The sequence below is a fragment of the Haladaptatus salinisoli genome (assembly GCF_020614375.1).
Lineage (GTDB): Archaea > Halobacteriota > Halobacteria > Halobacteriales > Haladaptataceae > Haladaptatus > Haladaptatus salinisoli.
The window spans coordinates 937,405-959,556 of record NZ_CP085327.1; the positions used below are offsets into that span (position 1 = coordinate 937,405).

Sequence of the window (22,152 nt, forward strand, 5' to 3'; positions counted from 1 at the left end):
ATGGCGGCAACAGCATTCGAACTGGCACCGGTTATCGCACTCCTGCCGTTCGTATCGTTCCTGATCGCGCTGTTCGGCGGCGAGTTCGCCCGCAAGATGCTGCCGAAGGGCGGCGCGCTGCCGGGCATCGCCGCCACGGGCGGTTCGCTCCTCCTGTCGCTGTGGGTGCTGCTCACGGTGGCCGGCGGACGGAGCTACCATCAGACCATCGTGTGGGTGAACGGGCTCGAAACGTTCGACCTGCACTTCGGCATCTTCCTCGACCCGCTGTCGGCGATGATGCTCGTCATCGTCTCGCTGATCGCGTTCCTCGTCCACATCTTCAGCCTCGGCTACATGAACGACGAGGGCGAAACCGGCCTGCCGCGCTACTACGCCGGTCTCGGCCTGTTCACCTTCAGCATGCTCTCGTTCGTCTTCTCGGACAACCTGCTGATGGCGTTCATGTTCTTCGAACTCGTGGGGCTGTGTTCGTACCTGCTCATCGGGTTCTGGTTCCGCAACCCCGGCCCGGCGAGCGCCGCGAAGAAGGCGTTCCTCGTCACCCGCTTCGGTGACTACTTCTTCCTCATCGGCGTGGTGGCGGTGCTCGCCACGTTCGGGACGGCGCAGTTCGCGGGCGACCACTCGTTCGCGCACGTGGCCGAGCAGGCGCTCGCCGAGGGCGGCGCCGGCGACGTCACCACGTTCTTCGGCCTCGGGCCGCGGGCGTGGTTCTCCGTCATCGGCCTGCTCGTGCTGGGCGGCGTGGTCGGCAAATCCGCGCAGTTCCCGCTCCACACGTGGCTGCCGGACGCGATGGAAGGTCCGACGCCCGTCTCCGCGCTCATCCACGCGGCGACGATGGTCGCGGCGGGCGTCTACCTCGTCGCGCGGATGTACGGCTTCTACGCCCTGCTTCCGCAGGTGCTCGCCATCATCGCGTTCATCGGCGGATTCACCGCGCTGTTCGCGGCGACGATGGGCGTCGTCAAGCGGGAGATAAAGCAGGTGCTCGCGTACTCCACCATCTCGCAGTACGGCTACATGATGCTCGGACTGGGCGCGGGCGGCTACGTCGCGGCGACCTTCCACCTGATGACCCACGCCTTCTTCAAGGCGCTCCTGTTCCTCGGAGCGGGGTCGGTCATCATCGCCATGCACCACAACGAGAACATGTGGGACATGGGCGGTCTCAGGGAGAAGATGCCGGTCACCTACTGGACGTTCCTCTCCGGGTCGCTCGCGCTCGCGGGCATCGTTCCGTTCTCTGGCTTCTGGTCGAAAGACGAGGTGCTCTACGAGGCGCTCGTCCACGGAATCGGGAACCCGGTCCTGCTCGCGGCGTACGCGATGGGACTGCTCGCGGTGTTCTTCACCGGCTTCTACACGTTCCGGATGGTCTTTTTGACCTTCCACGGCGAACCGCGCACCGACACGGCGCGCGACCCGCACGGCGTCGGCTGGAACGTCAAGTTCCCGCTCGTCGTGCTCGGCATCCTTGCGGCGACGGCCGGTCTCGTCAACATGACGCCGGTCGCGCAGCTGACTGACGCGCACATCGAGTTCCTCCACTCGTGGCTCAACGGTCCGGTCGAGGCGACCGGCGCGCACCACTACGAGGAACTCGTCTCCCAGTTCGCCTACGGCGAACCGGCGGACGTCTCGGCGCTGATTCCCGGCGCGGTGTCGCTCGCCCTCGCCCTCGCGGGCATGGGGCTCGCGTGGACGCTCTACAACGTCCCCGAACCCGTCGAGCACACCGACAAATTGGGCGGCGCGAAGACGGTCCTGTTCAACAACTACTACCAGGACGAGTATCAGGTCTGGCTGGCGAGCGGCCTCACGCTCCCGCTCGCGCGAGCGGCGGACAAGTTCGACGCGGGCATCATCGACGGCGTGGTCAACGGCGTCTCCAGCGTGAGCCTGTTCGGCGGCAGCCGCGTGAAACGGATTCAGAGCGGCGTCGTGACGAACTACGCGCTCATGCTGGTGCTCGGGTTCGTCGTCCTGCTGCTCGTCGTCGGCTTCACGGGAGGTTGGTTCTAGATGATAATCGAAGCACTCATCGCGGTTTCACTGCTCAGCGCGTTCGCGGTGTTCCTCGCGCCCGACAAGGTCGCGGGAAAGCTGGCGTTCGTACTGAGTCTGCTCCCGCTCGGCGGGAGCCTCTGGATGTACAGTGCCTTCGAGGGGAGCGGAAACGCCCTGCTGAACGGCGAACTCGCCTTCGAAGAGACGTTCAGGTGGGTCACGCTCGGCCCCTACTCGCTGAACTGGCACGTCGGACTGGACGGCATCAGCATGCCGTTGCTGGTGCTGACGACGGTGCTCACGCCCCTCGCCATCCTTGCGGCGTGGACGCCCATCGACGAGCGACAGAGCCAGTTCTACGGTCTCATGCTGTTCATGGAGACGAGCCTCCTCGGCGTCTTCTCGGCGCTCGACTTCTTCGTCTGGTTCGTCTTCTGGGAGATGGTGCTGGTGCCGATGTACTTCCTCATCGGCGTCTGGGGCGGCCCGCGCCGCAAGTACGCGGCGATCAAGTTCTTCGTCTACACGAACATCGCCTCGCTGGTGATGTTCATCGGTTTCATCGCCCTCGTCTTCGGACTGGGCGACTCGGTGAACACGTTGGACATGCCCGCCATCGCGCAGGCGTTGAACGACGGCCAACTCAGCGGACTCGGCGGGGTGGACGCGAACACCCTGAAGGTCGTCGCGTTCTTCGCCATGTTCGCCGGATTCGGCGTGAAGGTGCCCATCGTCCCGTTCCACACGTGGCTGCCGGACGCCCACGTCGAAGCGCCGACGCCGGTGTCCATCATGTTGGCGGGCGTCCTGCTGAAGATGGGGACGTACGCGCTGCTCCGATTCAACTTCACGATGCTCCCCGGCGTGGCGAAGGACTACGCGCTCCTCATCGCCGTCGTGGCGGTCGTGAGCGTCATCTACGGCGCGATGCTCGCGCTGGCGCAGACCGACCTCAAACGCATCGTCGCGTACTCCTCGGTGTCGTCGATGGGGTACGTCATCCTCGGACTCGTTGCGTTCACGATGTACGGCGTCGGCGGCGCGACGTTCCAGATGATCGCGCACGGTCTCATCTCGGGGCTGATGTTCATGGCGGTCGGCGTCATCTACAACACGACCCACACCCGGATGGTCTCGGACATGTCCGGGCTGGCCGACAAGATGCCCGTGACGGTCGCGGTGTTCGTGGCGGGCGCGTTCGGCTACATGGGACTGCCCCTGATGGCCGGCTTCGCGGCGGAGTTCTTCATCTTCGTCGGCGCGTTCGAGTCGACCGTGCTCGCCGGCACCGCGCTGGGAACCCACGGTCTCGCGCTGTTCACGGCGGCGGCGATGTTCGGTATCGTCATCGTCGCGGGCTACCTGCTCTTCGCCATGCAGCGCACCCTGTTCGGTTCGTTCGACGTGGAAACCGACTACGAGGTCGGACGCGCCGCGTTCCACGACGTGGCACCCCTCGTGGTGCTCATCCTGCTCGTCATCCTGCTCGGCGTCCAGCCGGACATCTTCTACACGATGATCCAGGACGCCGTGGGTGAGATGGCCCTCGTCTCCGGAGGTGGTCACTGATGGCGCAACCGCTCGCGTGGCCGACGTGGTCCGCGATGGCTCCCGCCACCGTCCTCGGTCTGACGGCGCTCTTGCTGTTGGTCGTGGACAGCGTCCACCCCGACTCGACGAACCGCCCGCTCCTCGCGGGCATCTCGACCGCCGGGACGGTTATCGCCGGCGGTCTCGCGGCGTGGTTCCTCCTCGCCGGGACGGGCGAGGATCCGATTTCGCTGTACGACGGCGCGCTCGTCGTGGACACGATGAGCCTCTTCTTCGCGGTCATCTTCACCAGCGTCACCGCGCTGGTGTGCGTGGCGAGCTACGACTACCTGAGGGGTCACGCCTATCAGGCGGAGTACTACACGCTGGTCATCCTCGCGGCGACGGGGATGACGCTGATGGCGAGCGCGAACAGCCTCGCCACGGTGTTCGTCAGCATCGAGTTGTCGAGTCTCCCGTCGTTCGCGCTGGTCGCCATCCTGAAGAAGAACCGCGGGAGCGTCGAGGCGGGACTCAAGTACTTCCTCATCGGCGCGCTCTCGTCGGCCATCTTCGCCTACGGTATCAGCCTCGTCTACGCCGTCACCGGCCACCTGCAGTTGGGTCTGGTCGCGGCCAACCTCGGCGGGGCCGACCTCGCGGGCGTCCTCGGCATCGGCGTGCTGATGGTGCTCGGCGGCTTCGCGTTCAAGACCGCGAGCGTCCCGTTCCACTTCTGGGCCCCCGAGGCGTACGAGGGCGCACCCGCGCCCATCTCGGCGTTCCTCTCGTCGGCCTCGAAGGCCGCCGGGTTCGCCGTCGCGTTCCGCGTGTTCACCACCGCGTTCCCCATCGCCGAGGTGGCGACCACGGTGGACTGGGTGCTGGCGTTCCAGATTCTCGCCGTCGTCACGATGACGCTCGGCAACTTCGCCGCCGCGACGCAGGACACGGTCAAACGCATGCTCGCGTACTCCTCCATCGGACACGCGGGCTACGCGCTCATCGGGCTGGCCGCCCTCTCCGCCGACGGCGGGGCGAACGGCTTCGTCATGGGCGGCGCGATGATGCATCTGCTCGTCTACGGCTTCATGAACACGGGCGCGTTCCTGTTCATCGCGCTGGTCGAGCACTGGGAGGTCGGACGCACCTTCGAGGACTACAACGGACTGGCGACGAGAGCGCCGATGGCGTGCGTCGCCATGACCGCGTTCATGTTCAGCCTCGCGGGACTCCCGCCGTTCGCGGGCTTCTTCAGCAAGTACGTCCTGTTCGCCGGCGCGGTGCGGGCCGGCTTCTGGTGGCTCGCCGCGATCGGTGCCGTCAACAGCGCGCTGTCGCTGTACTACTACAGCCGCGTCGTCAGGGCGATGTGGATAGAAGAACCGGTGAACGAGTTCAACATCCGGAGCACGCCCACCGGCCTCTACGTCGCGGTGCTCGTCGCCGCCCTCGCGACGGTGCTCCTGCTCCCGGCGTTCAGCCCGGTGGCCGACACGGCCATCGACGCCGCCGCGACGCTGTTCGCCTGAGACGACCGCGAAACACCGTTCTCGATTTTTTAGCGTCGAACCGCGAGCGGCGGCGTTCGACGCCGTTTCCACCGCTTCGCTCCCTTTCGGATTCGTCTCCGTCGCGCTCGAAATCGCGCGTAGAGGGATTCCCAACAGGTTTTAGGCCTCCGGACAGCAATCGGTGGTAGAATGGTTTCGCGGCTCATGCTCGGCTGCGGTTCCGTCGGGCATGCAATCGTCGAGTCGGTGGCGGAACGTCCCGGAAGCATCGTCGTCGTGGACGACAGCGAGAGCCGCGTCGAAACGCTTCGAACCGAGGGCGTCTCGGCGACTCGGGGCGACCCCACCGACCCCGACGTCATCGCCGAGCGCCCGCTCGTGGACGTGGCGTTCGTCGCGGGAGACGACCCCGAGCGGAACCGGCGGGCGGCGCGAGCGCTCCGACAGGAGTACCCGAACGCCTATCTCGTCGCCTACACGGGCGACCGGCCGTCCGACGCGGCGCGCGACGAACTGGCCGACCTCGCCGACAGACTGATCGACCCCGGCGAGGCCATCGTCGAGCGCCTGCTGTCGATGACCAGCGAGGACGCGGCGTTTCGAACCCACGAACTCCAGCGCGCGCTCCGCGATATCGACGGGAAACTCGGCATCTTCATGCACGACAATCCCGACCCCGACGCCATCGCCAGCGCGGTCGCGCTGGCGGAGATAGCGGAGGCGGTCGGCACCGAAGCCGAGACGTGCTACTACGGGGCCATCTCCCACCAGGAGAACCGAGCGTTCGTCAACCTCCTCGACCTGAACCTCCGCAATCTCGACCCCGAAGACGACCTCTCGGAGTTCGCCGGCATCGCGCTCGTCGACCACTCGAGTCCGAGCGTCAACGACCAACTGCCCGAGGGCACGCCGGTCGACGTGGTCATCGACCACCACCCGCCGAACCACCCGGTCGAGGCGGAGTTCGTCGACCTCCGCAGCGGCGTCGGGGCGACGAGTTCCCTGCTCGCCGACCACCTCGAACACATCGGGGGCGACCCCGACGAGCGGGTCGCGACCGGTCTGCTGTACGGCATCCGCGTCGACACGAAGGACTTCACGCGCGAAGTGTCGGAGGCCGACTTCGAGGCGGCGGCGTTCCTGCTCCCCCACGCCGACACGAGCGTCCTGGAGCGCGTCGAGAGTCCGTCCATCAGCCCCGAAACGTTCGAAACCATCGCTCGCGCGATTCGGAACCGGGAGCTCGACAGGACGGTGCTGGCGAGTTGCGTCGGCGCGCTCTCCGACCGCGACGCCTTGGCGCAGGCCGCGGATCGCCTGCTCGACATGGAGGGCGTCAACGTCACGCTCGTCTTCGGGTTCACGAACGGCGTCGTCTACATCTCGGCGCGCGCCCGCGGGACGGACATCGACCTCGGCGAGACCATGCGGGCCGCCTTCGGACAGATCGGCAGCGCGGGCGGGCACGCCGACATGGCCGGCGCGCAGATTCCGCTCGGCCTGCTCGGCGAGGTCGAGGAGGAAGAGGAGGTGTCGCTCACCAGCATCGTCAGCGAAATCGTCATCGACCGCTTCTTCGAGACGGTTCGTTCCCGTCCCGACGTCGACGAGTACGGCACCGACCGGGAACGGGTCGCCTCCTTCGACATCAAACTCGCGGAGAGCGACGAGTAGCGGTCGGGAAGTTTTTTGTCCGATAGCGCGTGCGTATCCGCATGGACGAGGCCGAGGAGGAAGACCGTCGCCGCACGTCGCCCGACGTTCGAACCATCTCCGACGGCGGAACGGAGGGCATCAAACCGAAGGTCAAAGAGTACATGACCCGCGACGTGGCGACCGTCTCCCCCGATGCGACCGTCGAGGAGGTCGCCCGGCGCATCGCGGAGAGCGACGGACACAACGGATTCCCGGTGTGCGACGGGCGGCGCGTCGAGGGGTTCGTGAGCGCGCGCGACCTCCTCTTGGCGGACGACCAGGAGCCGATATTCAAGGTGATGAGTCAGGAACTCATCGTCGCCCATCCCGACCTCGACGTGAACGACGCGGCGCGCGTCATCCTCCGGTCGGGCATCCAGAAGCTCCCCGTGGTCGACGACGCGGGCAACCTCGTCGGCATCATCAGCAACACGGACGTCATCCGCAGCCAGATAGAGCGCGTCACGCCCGAGAAGGTGGGAAAGCTGATGCGCACGCTCGAATCCATCCACGACACCGAGGTGTCCCAGAAGCGGCGGAAGGTGCGCCTCGCCGACCTCGTGCCGACGCAGTCGAAGGTCTACGCCGACGAACTGGAGGGCCGGGTGTACGAGATGGAGCGCGGGTTGGCGGAACCGCTCGTCGTCATCGAGAACGGTCGAACCCTCCTGCTGGCGGACGGACACCATCGGGCGAAGGCCGCCGACAGGCTCGACATCGGGGAGATGGACGCCTACGTCATCGTCACCGACCACCGGGTCGAACTCGGAATGGCCGAGACGGCGGAGAAGGAGGGACTGGAGACCATCGACGACATCAAGGTGGTCGATTACGCCCGCCACCCGCTCGTGGAGACGACGAAGCGGTTGCAGTAGCTACTCGTACTCGGTGGGTTCCTCGGAAACCACCTCGGTCAGGGAGTCGTCTCGAACGAGAGGAGGGGAACGTCACGCACGTGGAACGGCGTCATCGGGCACTACTGACGGGTATTGGATGCCCACTCAACCGGCGGGAGAATCGCTCCTGCGACTCTACCACTGTTTCCACTTACCGATAACCGTGTCACTGGCCCCGTACGTGTGGGGATTGCGCAGCGTGTATCGAACCATCAGCCCGACGCCGAGGGCGAGGATCGCGATGCCGAAGGTCACGATAAGCGCGGGGACGTACGCGCCGAGCGGGGCTGACGGCCAGAAGAGCGCTTCCGAGAGAAATCGAACCCCGACGAGTCCGACGAGCGCGCCGAGGGCGAGCGACGCGTAGCAGAATGCGGCGAGAAACTTCGAGTTGGCGGTCATCGACGTTGGTTTTTCGCCGCGGTGCATACCCTTTGTGGTGACTGGGGCGTTTCGACCCGTCGCAGGCGCGAACGCCGTTATAAATTCTTCGCCGACTCCCCGGTGATTGGAACCGCCGCCGTTTCTTTTTATCGACGCGACCACTGCGTCGGTATGGCCGCGGAATCGCTCTACCGACGACTCGGCGAACGAGAAGGAATCGGAGCGGTCGTGGACGAGTTCTACGAGCGAGTGCTGTCGGACGAGGAACTGCGACCGTTCTTCGAGGACGTGGATATGCGCGAACAGCGAGGCCACCAGACGCGGTTCCTCGTGACCGCCGCGGGAGGCCCGGAACTGTACGACGGCGAAGACATGGAGGCGGCGCACGACCACCTCGACGTCGGACACGTCGATTTCAGTCGAATCGAGGTGCACCTGGCGGACGCCCTGCGGGAGTTCGACGCGAGCGACGAGGACGTGGACGCGGTCGTCGCCGAAATCGAGTCGTTCCGCGGACCGATAGTCGAAAACCGCCCACCGAATCCTTAATGGATTCCCCGGCAGAAATTACGAGCATGTACGACGAGGACGACCTGCGGGAGATTCAGCAGGACCGAGAGGAGTGGGAGGACGACACCCTCTCGCCCGTGCTGGAGCGGTTCGGCGAGCGAAAAGACCGCTTCGCGACGGTCTCGAATCTGGAGGTGGACCGCCTCTACGACCCGACGGACGTGGCCGATTTCGACTACGAGGACGACCTCGGCTTCCCCGGCGAGGAACCCTACACCCGCGGCGTCTACCCGACGATGTACCGCGGGCGGACGTGGACGATGCGCCAGTTCGCCGGCTTCGGCACGGCCGAGGAGACGAACGAGCGGTTCCACTACCTCATCGACAACGGACAGACCGGGCTCTCGACGGCCTTCGACATGCCGAGCCTGATGGGTAAGGACTCGGACGACCCGCTCTCGGACGGCGAGGTCGGCAAGGAGGGCGTTGCGGTCGACACCCTCCGCGACATGGAGATACTCTTCGACGGCATCGAGTTGGACGAGGTCTCGACCAGCTTCACCATCAACCCGAGCGCGCCGGTCGTCTTCGCCATGTACGTCGCGCTGGCCGACAACCGCGGCGTCCCCCGCGAGAAGCTCCGCGGCACCTTCCAGAACGACATGCTGAAGGAGTTCATCGCGCAGAAGGAGTGGGTCGTCCCGCCGGAGCCGAGCCTCGACGTCGTCACGGACACGGTGGAGTTCGCGGTCGAGGAGACGCCGAACATCAAACCCATCTCCATCTCGGGCTACCACATCCGCGAGGCCGGTTCGACCGCGGTGCAGGAACTCGCCTTCACGCTCGCGGACGGCTTCGCCTACGTCGAGGACGCGATGGAGCGCGGACTGGACGTGGACGAGTTCGCCCCGCAGCTCTCCTTTTTCTTCAACTCGCACAACTCGCTGTTCGAGGAGGTCGCCAAGTTCCGCGCGGCGCGGCGCATCTACGCGACCGTGATGGACGAGTGGTACGGCGCGGAGGATCCGAAATCGAAGCAGCTCAAGTTCCACACGCAGACCGCCGGGCAGTCGCTCACCGCACAACAGCCGCTCAACAACATCGTCCGCGTGACGATTCAGGCGCTCGCCGGCGTCCTCGGCGGCACGCAGAGCCTCCACACCAACAGCTTCGACGAAGCCCTCGCGCTCCCGAGCGAGGAGGCGGTTCGCGTCGCCCTGCGAACCCAGCAGATAATCGCGGAGGAGAGCGGCGCGGCGGACATCATCGACCCCTTGGGCGGGAGCTTCGCCGTCGAATCGCTCACCGACGAGGTCGAGGAGGAGACGATGGCGTACATCGAGGAGATAAAGGAGATGGGCGACGGCTCGGTGCGGGACGGCGTCCTCGAGGGCATCGACCGGGGCTACTTCCACCGCGAGATTCAGGAAGCCTCCTACGAGTACCAGGAGCGCGTCGAGGAGGGCGAGGAAGTCGTCGTCGGCGTCAACCGGTACGAGATAGAGGAGGACACGAGACCCGACATCCTCCAGGTGGACGAGGAGACCCAGGACCGACAGCTCGCGCGGCTGGCGGAGGTCAAAGACGAGCGCGACGACGACGCGGTCGACGCCGCCCTCGACGACCTGCGCGACGCCATCGAGAACGACGAGAACGTCATGCCCGCCATCGTGGACTCGGTGAAAGCCTACGCGACGATGGGCGAGATAATGCGGGTGTTCGAGGCGGAACACGGTTCGTACCAGGAGAAGATCGGACTGGCCTGAACCGCCCGCGATTTTACGGGACGCGACGCTCGCGGGAGATTTATGCGTCGAGGGCGACTCTCGAGACTAGCTATGGAGGTCGCACTTCTCACGGTCGGCGACGAAATTCTCGCCGGGGACACGGTGAACACCAACGCGTCGTGGTTGGCCGCGCGGATTCACGAGCGGGGAGGGTCGGTTCGGCGAATCCTGACCGTACCGGACGATTCCGAGGTCATCGCCCGGCGCGTCCGCGATTGGCGCGCGGCGTTCGACGCCGTCGTGGTCACGGGCGGAATCGGCGGGACGCCGGACGACGTGACGATGGAGGCCGTCGCGAACGCCCTCGACCTGACCCTCGTCGTGTCCGAGCCAGAGCGAGAGCGACTCCTGGAGAAGGCGCGCGCGTTCGAAACGGAGAACCCCGAACTCGCCGAGGAGTACGACTTCGACTTCGATGTCGACGCGGCGGCCGCTCTCCCGGCGGGCGGTCGTCCGCTCGCCACGGACGCGGGCTGGGCCCCCGGTTGCGTCGTCGAAAACGTGTACGTCCTGCCCGGCGTCCCCCGCGAGATGAGGGCGATGTTCGACCTCGTCGCGGACGAGTTCGCCGGCGACGTGGTCGCCGAGACGCTCTACACGCCGACGCCGGAGGGCGCGCTCGGCGACGTCCTCGAGACGGTTCGAGAGCGGTTCGACGTGACGGTCGGGAGCTACCCGGGGCGGGACGACGACCCGGGTCGCCTGAAGGTCACCGCCGAGAACTCCGCCGAGGTCGCCGCCGCGACCGAGTGGCTTCGGGATCGTCTCGAAGTGGTCGCGCCCGTCGAAGACGACTCGGACGGCGGATGAACCCCGTCGCCGGGGTCGCGCCCGACCGTCGACGGCGCGATTTCGTCGACGTCGTCGAACCGCGCCGTCGACGGTCGAGACGCGGTCTGATCGGTCCGACGACTTATTCTTCGGGTGCGAGTCGGTGAAGGTTGCAAATCTTTATGCCGCTCCTGAAAGCACGATAGCATGGATACATGCCAGACGATACCGTGGAACTCGAAGCTCGGCTCGAAGAGGCGGAATCGTTCGAGCCACCGGAATCGTTCGTCGAGCAGGCGAACGTCTCCGACGAGGGAATCTACGACGAGTTCGAGGAGAACTGGCCGGAGTGCTGGGAGCGCGCGGCGGACCTGCTCGACTGGGACGAGGAGTACGACACCGTGCTGGACGACGGCGACGCGCCGTTCTACGAGTGGTTCACGGACGGGTCGTTGAACGCCTCCGCGAACTGCCTCGACCGCCACCTGGACGAGCGCGGCGACGAAGCCGCCATCGAGTGGATCGGCGAACTCGGCGAGACGCGGACCTACACCTACGAGGAGCTCCACCGCGAGGTCAACGAGTGCGCGGCGGCGCTCCGCGAGTTGGGCGTCGGCGAGGACGACGTGGTGACGATGTACATGCCGATGGTGCCCGAACTCCCCGTCGCCATGCTCGCCTGCGCGCGCATCGGCGCGCCGCACTCGGTGGTGTTCGCCGGCTTCTCCGCCGACGCGCTGGCGACCCGGATGGAGAGCGCGGAGTCCGAGTACCTCATCACCTGCGACGGCTACTACCGCCGCGGCGACCCGCTCCACCACAAGGAGAAAGCGGACGAGGGGCTCTCGCAAGTCGACCACGACGTGGCGGGCGTCGTGGTCGTCGACCGACTCGGCGACGAGTACGACCACCCGATGGATAACGGCGAGCACGACTACGGCGACCTCGTCGCCGAACAGGAGGGTGCGACGGTCGATCCGGTCGAGCGCGACGCCGAGGACATGTTGTTCCTGATGTACACCTCGGGGACGACCGGCGAGCCGAAAGGCGTCAAGCACACCACCGCGGGCTACCTCTCCTACGTGGCGTGGACCTCGCGAGCGGTGCTCGACGTGAAACCCGACGATACCTACTGGTGTTCGGCGGACATCGGTTGGATCACCGGCCACTCGTACATCGTCTACGGGCCGCTCGCGCTCGGGACGACCAGCGTCATGTACGAAGGGACGCCGGACTACCCCGAGAAGGACCGCCTCTGGGAGATCGTCGATGAGTACGACGTCGATATCTTCTACACTGCGCCGACGGCGATCCGCGCGTTCATGAAGTGGGGGAGCGAGTATCCGGAACAGCACGACCTCTCCTCGCTGCGCCTGCTCGGCACGGTCGGCGAGCCCATCAACCCCCGCGCGTGGAAGTGGTACTACAAGCACATCGGCGGGGAGGACTGTCCCATCGTGGACACGTGGTGGCAGACCGAGACCGGCGGCATGATGGTCACGACCCTCCCGGGGATCAACACGATGAAACCCGGCAGCGCCGGCCCGCCGCTCCCCGGCGTCGACGCGAAAGTCGTCGATACCGCGGGCGAGGAGGTCGGCGCGGGACGCGCGGGCTACCTCACGATTCAGAAGCCGTGGCCGGGGATGCTCCGCACGGTCTACAAGAACGACGACCGCTACATCAGCGAGTACTGGGCCGAGTACTCCGACCCCGACGCGGACGAGTGGGTGTACTTCCCCGAGGACGGGGCGAAGTTGGACGAGGACGGCTACATCACCGTCCTCGGGCGCGTCGACGACGTGCTCAACGTCTCGGGCCACCGCCTCGGAACGATGGAAATCGAATCCGCCATCGTCGGCGTCGAGGGCGTCGCCGAAGCCGCCGTCGTCGGCGGCGACCACGAGGTGAAAGGCGAGGCGGTGTACGCCTACGTCATCACCGAGGAGGGCTCCGACGGCGACGACGAGATGCGCGACCGCATCGTGGCGGGCGTCGAGGACGCAATCGGTCCCATCGCCCGTCCCGAAGAAGTCGTCTTCACGCCCGAACTGCCGAAGACGCGCTCCGGCAAGATCATGCGCCGACTGCTGGAGGACATCGCCAACGAGGACGAGTTGGGCGACACATCGACCCTGCGGAACCCGGACGTGGTCGAGGACATCCAGCGGAAGGTGCAGGGCGACTAGCGCGTCGCGGAACTTCGAAGGGCGACGTATTTTTTCTCGACGTTCCGTATCCGGTTCGACGAAAACGCGTCTTCTCCGGCGTCGCAACCTCACCGCCACGCGCTCGCGGCGCGAGTAGCAGCGGACAGTAGCGCGAGTTCTTTATTCGGAGACGCCCGCGGAACTCGCGATGAGCGGTGTGACAGTCACTCGTCGGTCGTCTGGTGTAGCCCGAACGCGCACTCCAAACCGAACACGACGAGAGCCATCGTGAGGGCCTGAACGAGGAAGAACTCGTCACCCAACAGGAGACCCGCTGCGAGAACGCCGACGCCTCCCGACGTCCCTAAGAAGATCGCATACCTCACGCGCGAAAGTCCCCGCAACCACTCATCAGTGCGATTGTAGAGACGTTTCACGGCAGCCATAGTAACGAGAAGGTGGCACCGGGAAAATACGTTACGGAAGCGCGAACCCACCGAACCGAGCGCCCCGGTTTCGGACGACGATACCGCGCTACCATCTACCGGTGGTGTCGGATACCGGTACGCTCCGCATTTGCTATCGCTCGGAGACCGCCGCTACCGCTGTCCTTCGCCCGCGACGAGCACCGGCCGCTTCGCGTTCAGGATGACCGACTGCGCGACGCTTCCGAACAGGGCTTTCCCGGCGGGCGACCGCTTGCGACCGCCGACGCAGATGCAGTCGACGTCCCGCTCTTGGGCCACGTCGAGGATGGTGTCGGCCGGGCTGCCGCTCGTCTCGACCAAGTCGGTGTCGATGCCCGCCTCTTCGAGCGTCTCCTGCGCTCGGCGGACGCTCGCGACCTGCAAGGCGGACGCGCCGCTGGAGTTGTCGGTGAACGAGTAGAGGAGCGTGGCTCGGATAGCGGACGACGCCTCCGGCAGGTCGGCGACCGCGGTGGCCTGTGCCGTCGCGCGCGATTCGTTTTCGTCCAGCGCGATGAGGACGTGATACATAGTGGAACGTCCGTCGGATTCGGCTTAGCCCTTGGGGTGGTCGTCGTAGCGCTCTGCGACGAGCACGACCAGAGAGAGCAGGACGCCGAGGAACAGGCCGATGGTCACCATCCCGAAGATGGCCAACCCGACCGGCGTCGGCTGTAGCTCGACGAGACCGAGCAGGGAGACGGGTCGGAGGTCGTCCGGGCCGAACGTTCCGAGCAGGACGCCGACGACCCCAGCGAACGAAACCAAAAAGACGTACAACCCGAGAACGAGGGTACGACCCTGGAATCGAGATGGCACGGACGAATCTTACGACGGGGCAAGGATTAGCCTTTTCATCCGCTCGCACCTAGGTGGCGTATGTCCGAAAAAGAACTGCTGTTGGTCGTCCTCGGTGGCATCGCCGTGCTCATGTTCGCGATGGGAATCATCCTCGCGACGACGTGACGAAAAACGCGTTCGATTCGCTTACTCTTCCGGTTCGAGCTGCTCGCTACCGCCGTCCGCGAGCGCGGTCTCGCGCTTCTTCTCGAACCACGTCCACTCGTTCGAGCGCAAGCCGTCGTCTTCGAGGTGCCACGGGTCGGCGCTCTTGACTGGGGGTCCTTCGAGCCACGACTGGACGATGTTCCAGACGAAGATGAGCTGACCGATACCCATGACGAACGCGCCGAGGGTGGCGACTTGGTGCCACGTGGCGAACTGCGGGAGGTAGGTCGCGTACCGCCGGGGCATGCCGCCGTAGCCGAGGAACAGCATGGCGAAGAACGTCAGGTTCGAACCGACCATGGTCAGCCAGAAGTGCATGTGCGCGAGCTTCTTCTGGTACATCTTGCCGGTGTAGATGGGGAACCAGTAGTAGATGCCCGCGAAGCCGGCGACGGCGATGGCACCCATCACGATGTAGTGGAAGTGGCCGACGACGTAGTAGGTGTCGTGGAGCACGAGGTCGACGGGAATCGACGCCAGGAAGACGCCGGTGACGCCGCCGATGATGAAGTTCTGCACGAAGCCGAGACAGAACAGCATCGGCGCGGTGAGGCGGAGCCGGCCGTTCCACATCGTGGTGATCCAGTTGAACACTTTCACCGCGCTCGGGATGGCGATGGCCATCGACACCGCCATGAAGCTCACCCGCAGGCGCGGGTCGATGCCGGTGGCGAACATGTGGTGGGCCCAGACGCCGAACGAGAGGACGCCGATGGCGAGCGTCGAATAAACGACGAACTTGAACCCGAACAGCTTCCGCCCCGCGAACCGAGGCAGGATGAGGCTGACGAGGCCCATCGGCGGGAGGACGAGGATGTACACCTCGGGGTGGCCGAAGAACCAGAAGAGGTGCTGCCACAGAATCGGCCCGCCGCCTTCGGGAGAGAAGAACGTGGTGCCGAAGTTGCGGTCCAACAGGAGCATGATGAGCGCGCTGCCCAGCAGCGGGAACGAGAACAAGATGAGTCCCGACTGCGTGAGGATGGTCCACGAGAAGATGTCGAGGTTCGGCCAACCCACGTTCTCGCCTCGCTCGGCGAAGATGGTGGCGATGAAGTTGATGGCACCCATCGTCGCCGACACGCCGGTCAGGTGGAGGCCGAGGAGCATCAGGTCGACGCCGGGGCTCGCCATCGCCTGACAGCTAGCCCCCTGTCCGCAGGCCGATAGCGGCGTGTACATCGTCCAACTCGTCTGGGACGGGGCGACGCCAGGGATGAAAAAGCCCGCCCAGATGAGCAGCGCTCCCGGCGGGAGGAGCCAGAAGGCGATGGCGTTGATGCGCGGGAACGCCATGTCGTCCGCTCCGATGAGCAGCGGGATGAAGTAGTTCGAGAACGCCGCGATGATGGGCGTCCCGAACAGGAACAGCATGGTGATGCCGTGCGTGGTGAGCAGCGAGTTGTAGAAGTTCGCGTTGAAGATGTTGATCCCCGGTGCGGCGAGTTCGGCGCGCATGAGGAGCACCGCGAGACCGCCCCACGCGAAGGCGAGGATACCGTACGTCCCGTACAGTATTCCGATGTCCTTGTGGTCGACGGTCGTCAGCCAGCGAATGATTCCGGCGGGCTTCTCCTCGTGCGCCTGCCCGGTTCGGTCTCCGTATCCGTAGCCCCCTCCGCTGAGGGGTGTGTAGGACCGCCAGTCCTCGATACGGGCGATGAACGTGGCGACTGCGAGTAGAAACACCCCCATGACGACGGTGAGCGCTATTTGCCCAGTAGCTGCCATGCGAGAGCGTCGGGACTACAGGGTAAAGAAAGGTTAGGTTACGGCTCGGCGGGGAGCGGAAACGATAGCATACGACAGCTGATACCGCACGACACGGCCGAGGTGCCCGGCGCGAGTACCGACGAGCGAGGCGGGCGCGAGGCGAGTCGATTACTCCCGAGACTATCGACGGAAACGGCTCTAGCGAAACCGTAAGTACGACCGTACCGAACCGGGAGAGTCACGAATCCGCGCGCATCGCTCCGAGCGCGGCTCGGTGCGCGTCGTTGGCGCAAAAAAAGGATTAGGCGCCGCCCGGGCCCTCGATTTTGATCGCCGCGACGTACGTCAACAGGGCGAGCGCGACGAAGGGGACCACCAGCAGTCCCCAGCCGATTACGTCGATGAAGAAGCTTCCCTTCCACGGGGTGACGACGATGAAGAGGACGAGGAAGAACGCCATGATTCCGAGTGGGACGACGTTGACCGTGAGGTCCAGGATGGTTTCCCGGTCGAAGACTCGTTCTGCCATAGTGTGAGAACGTAGAGAACAGGGCGTCAAATAGGTTTGTGATTCGACTCAGATCGCCTGCGGTTGCCAGAGCGCCCCCGCGATGCCGCCGACGAGCAGGACGACGCCGCCGACGAGGATGGCCGTGCCGCGCAGCCTGATGGATCCGGTCGTCAGCGTCCAGAGGGCACCGCCGACCAGGAACGCCACCCCGGCCGAGACGACGAGTCCCTTCCACGGATTGCGGATGTACTCCGACTCGCGGAGGATGCCGACGACGCTCCCGACGAACATCAGCATGCCGCCGACCGCGACGGGAAAGAGAACCTCTGCCATCACGATGCCGACCTCGAACAGCGCGAGACCGAACGCGACGAACAGCGGCCACGGGCTGGATTTTCGGTACTGGTCGGAGAGTCCCGGTTGTTCGTCCATGCGCTGGCTTGGGGCTTCAGCGGTTTGACCGTTGCGTCTTTCGACGCCCGCGGTTCGTCACGCTCTCCGAGGTCGATCGTTGCGTCGTTGATCAACGACGCAGCAAGGCGATCCGTATCGAATATAAAACCGAACGGACGGTAGAATCATCGTCTATCGAGACGTACATAGCGATCTTACCACTATAATGTAAATATATTTCAAACTCCGTCAATGATTGGAAATTCGACGATAGAAGCATATTATAAAGGCTCATGATTCTACTATCAATTTCCTCGAATGCGTAAAATGACGGAAATTGATAGCGGAAGTGAGACGCGCGCGCAACAAAACGAATCCCTCTCTTCCAAGCGTCGGGAGTTCCTCCAGACGGCAACGGGCGTGGTCGGGCTTACGGCGTTCGGAACGATGGGACTCGCCGCGGCGAACCGCGACACCGCCGGTCGATTCGGCGACGACCCGTTCAAACTCGGCGTCGCTTCCGGCGACCCCCTCCCGGACTCGGTCGTACTCTGGACGCGCCTCGCACCCGAACCCCTCGAGGCCGACGGCGGAATGCCCGATACAAAGGTGCCCGTCACGTGGAAAGTAGCCGCTCGCGAAAACATGCGGCAGGTCGTGAAAGCCGGTACGGCGTACGCCCGCCCCGAGCACGCCCACTCCGTACACGTCGAAACCGAGGGACTCGAGCCAAACACCGAATACTATTACCAGTTTCAGGTCGGCGCTGCTAAAAGTCCGGTCGGCCGGACGAAGACCGCACCGGCACCCGACTCGAACGTCGACGAACTCAACTTCGCGTTCGCATCCTGTCAGAACTATCCGCACGGGTACTACACCTCCCACCAGCACCTTGCCGAAGAGGACCTCGACGTGGTATTCCACCTCGGCGATTACATCTACGAGGGAGACTCGGAGGGGCCGTTCGGCCGTGCCCACGAACCACCGCGAGAGATAGAGACTCTGGCCGACTATCGCATCCGACACGCGCAGTACAAGACCGATCCGAACCTCCAAGACGCCCACGCGGCGTTCCCCTGGTTCATCACGTGGGACGACCACGAAGTCGTGAACAACTACGCCGACGAAATCGATGAGGGAACGCCACCGGAGGAGTTCCGCAAGCGACGAGCCGCGGCCTACCAAGCCTACTGGGAGCACCAGCCGATACGCCGCTCTCGAATGCCCGACGGGCCCGATATGCCCCTCTATCGTCGGTTCAGGTTCGGACAGTTGGCCGAATTCAACATCCTCGACACCCGCCAGTACCGCGACGACCAGACTTCCTCCACCGAGAAGGCGAAGGATCCCGAACGAACCATCCTCGGCGACGAACAGGAACAGTGGCTGCTGGACGGGTTAGAGAACGCTACGTCCCGGTGGAACGTGCTCGCGAACCAAGTTCCCGTCGCGGCGACCGACGAAAACGCGGATCCGGACGACGTCGACTTCGGCGGCGGAGACAAGTGGGACGGATACCGGGCCGATCGCCAGACGCTGCTCGATGCGATGGCCGAGAACGACGATCTCAACCCGGTCGTCATCACCGGCGACGTTCACCGTAATTACGCCTACAATCTCAAAGCCGACTTTTCGAATCCCGACTCCGAAACGGTTGGAACCGAGTACGTCGGCACGTCGATCTCCTCGTTCGGGGACACGTCCGGGCTCACCCAGTACGGTTCGTCAGCGGGGGAACCTTGGCAGGAGTTCTTCAACGTCGATCGAGGCTACGTCCGCTGTACGCTCACGCCCGAGCAATGGCGGACCGACTACCGCGTCGTCTCGACCGTCGAAGAACCGACAGCGACGGTCGACACCCTCGCATCGTTCGTAACGGAGGCCGGTAATCCCGGCGCACAACTGATTTCGGAACGACCGGAGGAAGAACCCGTGGAAATCGCCGAAATTCGCCCCGATCAGGACGGGGATCTCACCAACGAGTACGTCGCGCTGAAAAACGAGGGCGACGACGACATCGATATGTCGGACTTCGTTCTCAGCTTCGAAGGCGGTCGGGCGCAAAACTACACGTTCGGTGACTTCACCCTCGGAGCGGGCGAGACGGTCACCGTCCGAAACGGAAGCGGCGAGGACACTCGGTCGACCCTCTACACCGGGTTCGACGGAGCGGTCTTAAACAACGGCGATCCCGACACCGTGGTCGTCGCTAACGACGAGGGAATCATCATCGACGAAGAGTCGTATCAGCCGCGATAAGGTCGACGCCGGAGCACGACCTATTTTTAACGGGCGCGAGTGAACGGAACGGCGCGCGCTCGAAGCGGAAGTACGTCGCGTTCACACCGTCGACATCGGCGTCATCACTCTTCCCTCGGGGGAAAAGAGGTATTGGCCTACTCGTCGGAACCCGGCGCGGCGGTTCGCGACGCGGGGAGAACGTCGGCGACTCCGCCGGCTCCGAAACGAGACGGAAGGACCGTCGAACCGATCCGTGGTATGCGGACGCGGACGCCCGTTGAGAGAATCCGCTCGCGTGCTCGTCACCGTTTCGCCGAAGCGGTCGTACCACGACCGTGGCAGCTCGCAGGCCGAGGTGCGAGGCGAGGAGCTCCGCCGTCCGCCCTTTCACCACCGCGGACTCGGCGTCTCGAACCGGTCGACTCGAAAAACGACCGGGAGGACGATCAGCGCGAGGGCGATTTCGACGCCGCCCGCGACCGCGAACGCGGCGACGTAGCCGAACCGGTCGGCCACCGCGCCGCCGACGAGGATGCCGGCCAAGAACCCGACGCTTCCGAACGCGTTGAACCCGGCCATCGCGACTCCCCGATCGCTGCTCGGGGCCAAGTCGGTGACCAGGGCCATCGTCGCCGGAGCCATCATCGCGCCGATGATTCCGACGAGAACCATCGCCAGCGCGGCCGCGCCCACCGACGGCGCGACGCCGACGCCGACGACCGCGACGCCGTACAGCGTCGACCCGGCGACGACGGGAATCGTTCGCCCGATGCGGTCGGAGACGACGCCGAATGGGTACTGGAGGAGCGCGAACGGCGCGAAAAAGAGCGCGAGCATGAGGCCGGTCGCCCCGGGGTCGAGGTCGAAAACCTGCCGAAAGTACAGCGTCCCGACGAGCGCGAAGAACCCGGCCGTCAGGCGGTCGATGAAGCCGAAGGCGTACGGGACGAGCAACAACGGCGTCTCCCGAATCCGGACGATGGCGGCCGAAAACCCCTCCCGGCGGGTGCTCGTCCCGTCGTCCTCGAGGACGACCGCCGCGACGACCGCGACGGCCAGCAACAGTCCGCCGGCGACGTACACGGGGACGAGCGGGCCGAGTTCGTAGAGTTGGCCGCCGAGCGGCGCTCCGAGCGCGGTTCCGCCGCCGATGGCGATGCCGGCCGCACCCATGTTCCGCCCGTGGCCGCCGTCGAGGTCCATCAGCATCGTAATCGAAAGCGAGAACGCGCCGATGGTCGCCGCACCTTGAAGGATTCTGAGCCCGAGCGCCGTCCCGAAGGTGGCCGCGTCGAGCGTCGGCAGCAGTCCGAGCAGGCCGTACCCGACGAAGCCGCCGACCGCCCCGGCGACGATGAACGGAACGCGCCGCCCCGTCGCGTCGCTCGCCGCACCCCAGAGACCGGCGAACGCGACGAACGCTGCGAACTCGGCGGCGAGGAACCACATGCTCGCCCGAAGCGCCTCCCCTCCGCCGAAGACGACGACCAGCGTATCGATGCCCGGGTACAGCAGCACCTGCGCGAGCAGGATGACGAAGATGGTTCCGGAGAGCGCGATACGATTTCGACGGGTGGACATGGTGCTCGATTCCTCCTTGGGAGGTGTGCTTGAAGACACTACCGTCACGTTCGTCAGTCGCCCCGCGACTCGGCGGGAGCTTCCCTCCTCGGCTCCTTCGAAACCCGCTCAGAACTCGTAGTCGCGGATCCGAAGCTCCCGGCCGTGTTTCGCTCTTAACTCTTCCCTGCCGGCCTCGACCCTCGCGCCGTCGCTCGTTACGCTGCCCCGTCGTCGATGATAGACGAACAGCGGCTCCGCGACGTGATAGCCGTCGAGGCCGGCGTCGAGGTACCGCAGCAACAGATCGTACTCCGCGAATATCATCTCCGGGTCGTACAGGCCGAACTCTCGGAGCTGTTCGGTTCGGTGCATCGTCCCGACTTTGACGGTGTTCAGGACGTTCGCCCCCGTATCGACGCGGACTCGTTCGCCGTCGGGAAATCGCTCGTAGTAATCGCTGTAGACGAAATCGATACCCGGTTCGGCCGCGAGGATATCCGACTGCCGCTCGACCAACGACGGAAGGAACTCGTCGTCCGCGTCGAGCACCACGAGATACTCGCCCCGCGCCTCCTCGATTCCGCGGTTGCAGGCTATCGTTCCGTCGCCGCTGTTTCGCTCGTTTTGCACGAGGCGCAGGTACGACGCGTCGAACTCCTCGACGATAGCCGCGGTTCCGTCGGTCGAACCGTCGTCGACGACGACGTGCTCGATTCTAGCCGCGTCGACGGTCTGTCGTCGGACGCTCCGGAGCGCCCGCTCGACGTGCTTCTCGGCGTCGTACGCCGCGGTGACGATAGAGACGGAAGGGCGTTTCATTTGGGGACCACTCCGAACGAACAGTCGTCGATAGTAATAGTTTAGCCACACCATCGAACCGATGGTTCCCCCGACGGCGACGCGATCCACCGCAACTGAACGACCATCGAACGACGGAGAGCGTCTCCGTCCGCGGTCGACCGGAGCGCCCTTTATCTCACACCGTTTTCGATGCCGTCGACGGCAC

Annotated in this window: 19 protein-coding genes; 10 read left to right on the forward strand and 9 right to left on the reverse strand. The window is 65.1% G+C overall.

Translation table 11 applies throughout. The annotated features are described in order from the left end of the window. From nuoL to LIX00_RS05260, 5 genes are all read left to right on the forward strand, one after another. Positions 1–2,028, forward strand: coding sequence for an NADH-quinone oxidoreductase subunit L (gene nuoL / locus LIX00_RS05240; RefSeq protein ID WP_227355150.1), 2,028 nt, complete (start codon positions 1–3; stop codon positions 2,026–2,028). Next, positions 2,029–3,582, forward strand: coding sequence for a complex I subunit 4 family protein (locus tag LIX00_RS05245; protein ID WP_227355151.1), 1,554 nt, complete (start codon positions 2,029–2,031; stop codon positions 3,580–3,582). It begins immediately after the preceding gene. Then, positions 3,582–5,075 carry an NADH-quinone oxidoreductase subunit N gene (locus tag LIX00_RS05250; RefSeq protein ID WP_227355152.1) on the forward strand — a complete coding sequence of 498 codons (1,494 nt, stop codon included), beginning with the start codon at positions 3,582–3,584 and terminating at the stop codon, positions 5,073–5,075. The genes LIX00_RS05245 and LIX00_RS05250 overlap by 1 nt, the downstream gene beginning before the upstream one ends. Before the next feature lie 171 nt (positions 5,076–5,246). After that, positions 5,247–6,731, forward strand: coding sequence for a DHH family phosphoesterase (locus LIX00_RS05255; protein WP_227355153.1), 1,485 nt, complete (start codon positions 5,247–5,249; stop codon positions 6,729–6,731). Positions 6,732–6,874: 143 nt separating this feature from the next. Further along, positions 6,875–7,627 (forward strand): CBS pair associated ParBc domain-containing protein, encoded by a 753-nt coding sequence (locus LIX00_RS05260; protein WP_227355665.1) that lies wholly within the window; start codon positions 6,875–6,877, stop codon positions 7,625–7,627. 156 nt (positions 7,628–7,783) lie between these two features. Here LIX00_RS05260 and LIX00_RS05265 read toward each other — a convergent pair whose 3' ends face one another. Further along, positions 7,784–8,050, reverse strand: coding sequence for a hypothetical protein (locus LIX00_RS05265; RefSeq protein ID WP_227355154.1), 267 nt, complete (start codon positions 8,048–8,050; stop codon positions 7,784–7,786). A gap of 153 nt (positions 8,051–8,203) precedes the next feature. On the opposite strand from LIX00_RS05265, the gene LIX00_RS05270 reads away from it, so the two are divergent. The 4 genes from LIX00_RS05270 to acs all read left to right on the forward strand — a co-directional run bounded on the left by LIX00_RS05270 (position 8,204) and on the right by acs (position 13,289). Further along, positions 8,204–8,581, forward strand: a complete 378-nt coding sequence (locus tag LIX00_RS05270) for a group I truncated hemoglobin (RefSeq protein ID WP_227355155.1) — start codon at positions 8,204–8,206, stop codon at positions 8,579–8,581. 26 nt (positions 8,582–8,607) lie between these two features. Next, the gene (locus LIX00_RS05275) at positions 8,608–10,308 is read left to right on the forward strand and encodes a methylmalonyl-CoA mutase family protein (protein ID WP_227355156.1); all 1,701 of its coding nucleotides are present in this window, start codon (positions 8,608–8,610) and stop codon (positions 10,306–10,308) included. A 72-nt stretch (positions 10,309–10,380) separates the two neighbouring features. Further along, positions 10,381–11,139 (forward strand): competence/damage-inducible protein A, encoded by a 759-nt coding sequence (locus LIX00_RS05280; protein WP_227355157.1) that lies wholly within the window; start codon positions 10,381–10,383, stop codon positions 11,137–11,139. Positions 11,140–11,315: 176 nt separating this feature from the next. After that, entirely contained in the window at positions 11,316–13,289 is a 1,974-nt protein-coding gene (gene acs / locus LIX00_RS05285; protein ID WP_227355158.1) for an acetate--CoA ligase, read from the forward strand. A gap of 185 nt (positions 13,290–13,474) precedes the next feature. On the opposite strand, the gene LIX00_RS05290 is transcribed toward acs, so the two are convergent. The 6 genes from LIX00_RS05290 to LIX00_RS05315 all read right to left on the reverse strand — a co-directional run bounded on the left by LIX00_RS05290 (position 13,475) and on the right by LIX00_RS05315 (position 17,381). Then, on the reverse strand, positions 13,475–13,696 hold the full coding sequence (locus LIX00_RS05290) for a hypothetical protein (protein WP_227355159.1): 222 nt from the start codon (positions 13,694–13,696) through the stop codon (positions 13,475–13,477). Positions 13,697–13,849: 153 nt separating this feature from the next. Beyond that, positions 13,850–14,248 carry a universal stress protein gene (locus LIX00_RS05295; RefSeq protein ID WP_227355160.1) on the reverse strand — a complete coding sequence of 133 codons (399 nt, stop codon included), beginning with the start codon at positions 14,246–14,248 and terminating at the stop codon, positions 13,850–13,852. Positions 14,249–14,272: 24 nt separating this feature from the next. Further along, positions 14,273–14,536, reverse strand: a complete 264-nt coding sequence (locus LIX00_RS05300) for a DUF7520 family protein (RefSeq protein ID WP_227355161.1) — start codon at positions 14,534–14,536, stop codon at positions 14,273–14,275. 168 nt (positions 14,537–14,704) lie between these two features. Continuing rightward, on the reverse strand, positions 14,705–16,420 hold the full coding sequence (gene ctaD, locus LIX00_RS05305) for a cytochrome c oxidase subunit I (RefSeq protein ID WP_368410734.1): 1,716 nt from the start codon (positions 16,418–16,420) through the stop codon (positions 14,705–14,707). Between the two features lie 319 nt (positions 16,421–16,739). After that, on the reverse strand, positions 16,740–16,967 hold the full coding sequence (locus tag LIX00_RS05310; protein WP_227355163.1) for a DUF6684 family protein: 228 nt from the start codon (positions 16,965–16,967) through the stop codon (positions 16,740–16,742). Positions 16,968–17,015: 48 nt separating this feature from the next. Then, positions 17,016–17,381: a DUF7541 family protein gene (locus LIX00_RS05315; protein WP_227355164.1), complete on the reverse strand. Its 366-nt coding sequence runs from the start codon at positions 17,379–17,381 to the stop codon at positions 17,016–17,018. Between the two features lie 288 nt (positions 17,382–17,669). Between LIX00_RS05315 and LIX00_RS05320 the strand changes: the two genes are divergently transcribed. Continuing rightward, on the forward strand, positions 17,670–19,601 hold the full coding sequence (locus LIX00_RS05320) for an alkaline phosphatase D family protein (protein ID WP_227355165.1): 1,932 nt from the start codon (positions 17,670–17,672) through the stop codon (positions 19,599–19,601). 369 nt (positions 19,602–19,970) lie between these two features. Here LIX00_RS05320 and LIX00_RS05325 read toward each other — a convergent pair whose 3' ends face one another. Together LIX00_RS05325 and LIX00_RS05330 are read right to left on the reverse strand one after the other, a co-directional pair. Further along, positions 19,971–21,164 (reverse strand): MFS transporter, encoded by a 1,194-nt coding sequence (locus LIX00_RS05325; protein ID WP_227355166.1) that lies wholly within the window; start codon positions 21,162–21,164, stop codon positions 19,971–19,973. 108 nt (positions 21,165–21,272) lie between these two features. Continuing rightward, on the reverse strand, positions 21,273–21,965 hold the full coding sequence (locus LIX00_RS05330; protein ID WP_227355167.1) for a glycosyltransferase: 693 nt from the start codon (positions 21,963–21,965) through the stop codon (positions 21,273–21,275). Positions 21,966–22,152: the final 187 nt, after the last annotated feature.

What these genes read in the sequence shown, in the direction of transcription:
- nuoL (WP_227355150.1), top strand. Translation starts at nt 1, where the DNA reads ATGGCGGCAACAGCATTCGAACTGGCACCGGTTATCGCACTCCTGCCG.
- LIX00_RS05245 (WP_227355151.1), top strand. Translation starts at nt 2,029, where the DNA reads ATGATAATCGAAGCACTCATCGCGGTTTCACTGCTCAGCGCGTTCGCG.
- LIX00_RS05250 (WP_227355152.1), top strand. Translation starts at nt 3,582, where the DNA reads ATGGCGCAACCGCTCGCGTGGCCGACGTGGTCCGCGATGGCTCCCGCC.
- LIX00_RS05255 (WP_227355153.1), top strand. Translation starts at nt 5,247, where the DNA reads ATGGTTTCGCGGCTCATGCTCGGCTGCGGTTCCGTCGGGCATGCAATC.
- LIX00_RS05260 (WP_227355665.1), top strand. Translation starts at nt 6,875, where the DNA reads ATGACCCGCGACGTGGCGACCGTCTCCCCCGATGCGACCGTCGAGGAG.
- LIX00_RS05265 (WP_227355154.1), bottom strand. Translation starts at nt 8,050, where the DNA reads ATGACCGCCAACTCGAAGTTTCTCGCCGCATTCTGCTACGCGTCGCTC.
- LIX00_RS05270 (WP_227355155.1), top strand. Translation starts at nt 8,204, where the DNA reads ATGGCCGCGGAATCGCTCTACCGACGACTCGGCGAACGAGAAGGAATC.
- LIX00_RS05275 (WP_227355156.1), top strand. Translation starts at nt 8,608, where the DNA reads ATGTACGACGAGGACGACCTGCGGGAGATTCAGCAGGACCGAGAGGAG.
- LIX00_RS05280 (WP_227355157.1), top strand. Translation starts at nt 10,381, where the DNA reads ATGGAGGTCGCACTTCTCACGGTCGGCGACGAAATTCTCGCCGGGGAC.
- acs (WP_227355158.1), top strand. Translation starts at nt 11,316, where the DNA reads ATGCCAGACGATACCGTGGAACTCGAAGCTCGGCTCGAAGAGGCGGAA.
- LIX00_RS05290 (WP_227355159.1), bottom strand. Translation starts at nt 13,696, where the DNA reads ATGGCTGCCGTGAAACGTCTCTACAATCGCACTGATGAGTGGTTGCGG.
- LIX00_RS05295 (WP_227355160.1), bottom strand. Translation starts at nt 14,248, where the DNA reads ATGTATCACGTCCTCATCGCGCTGGACGAAAACGAATCGCGCGCGACG.
- ctaD (WP_368410734.1), bottom strand. Translation starts at nt 16,420, where the DNA reads ATGGGGGTGTTTCTACTCGCAGTCGCCACGTTCATCGCCCGTATCGAG.
- LIX00_RS05310 (WP_227355163.1), bottom strand. Translation starts at nt 16,967, where the DNA reads ATGGCAGAACGAGTCTTCGACCGGGAAACCATCCTGGACCTCACGGTC.
- LIX00_RS05315 (WP_227355164.1), bottom strand. Translation starts at nt 17,381, where the DNA reads ATGGACGAACAACCGGGACTCTCCGACCAGTACCGAAAATCCAGCCCG.
- LIX00_RS05320 (WP_227355165.1), top strand. Translation starts at nt 17,670, where the DNA reads ATGACGGAAATTGATAGCGGAAGTGAGACGCGCGCGCAACAAAACGAA.
- LIX00_RS05325 (WP_227355166.1), bottom strand. Translation starts at nt 21,164, where the DNA reads ATGTCCACCCGTCGAAATCGTATCGCGCTCTCCGGAACCATCTTCGTC.
- LIX00_RS05330 (WP_227355167.1), bottom strand. Translation starts at nt 21,965, where the DNA reads ATGAAACGCCCTTCCGTCTCTATCGTCACCGCGGCGTACGACGCCGAG.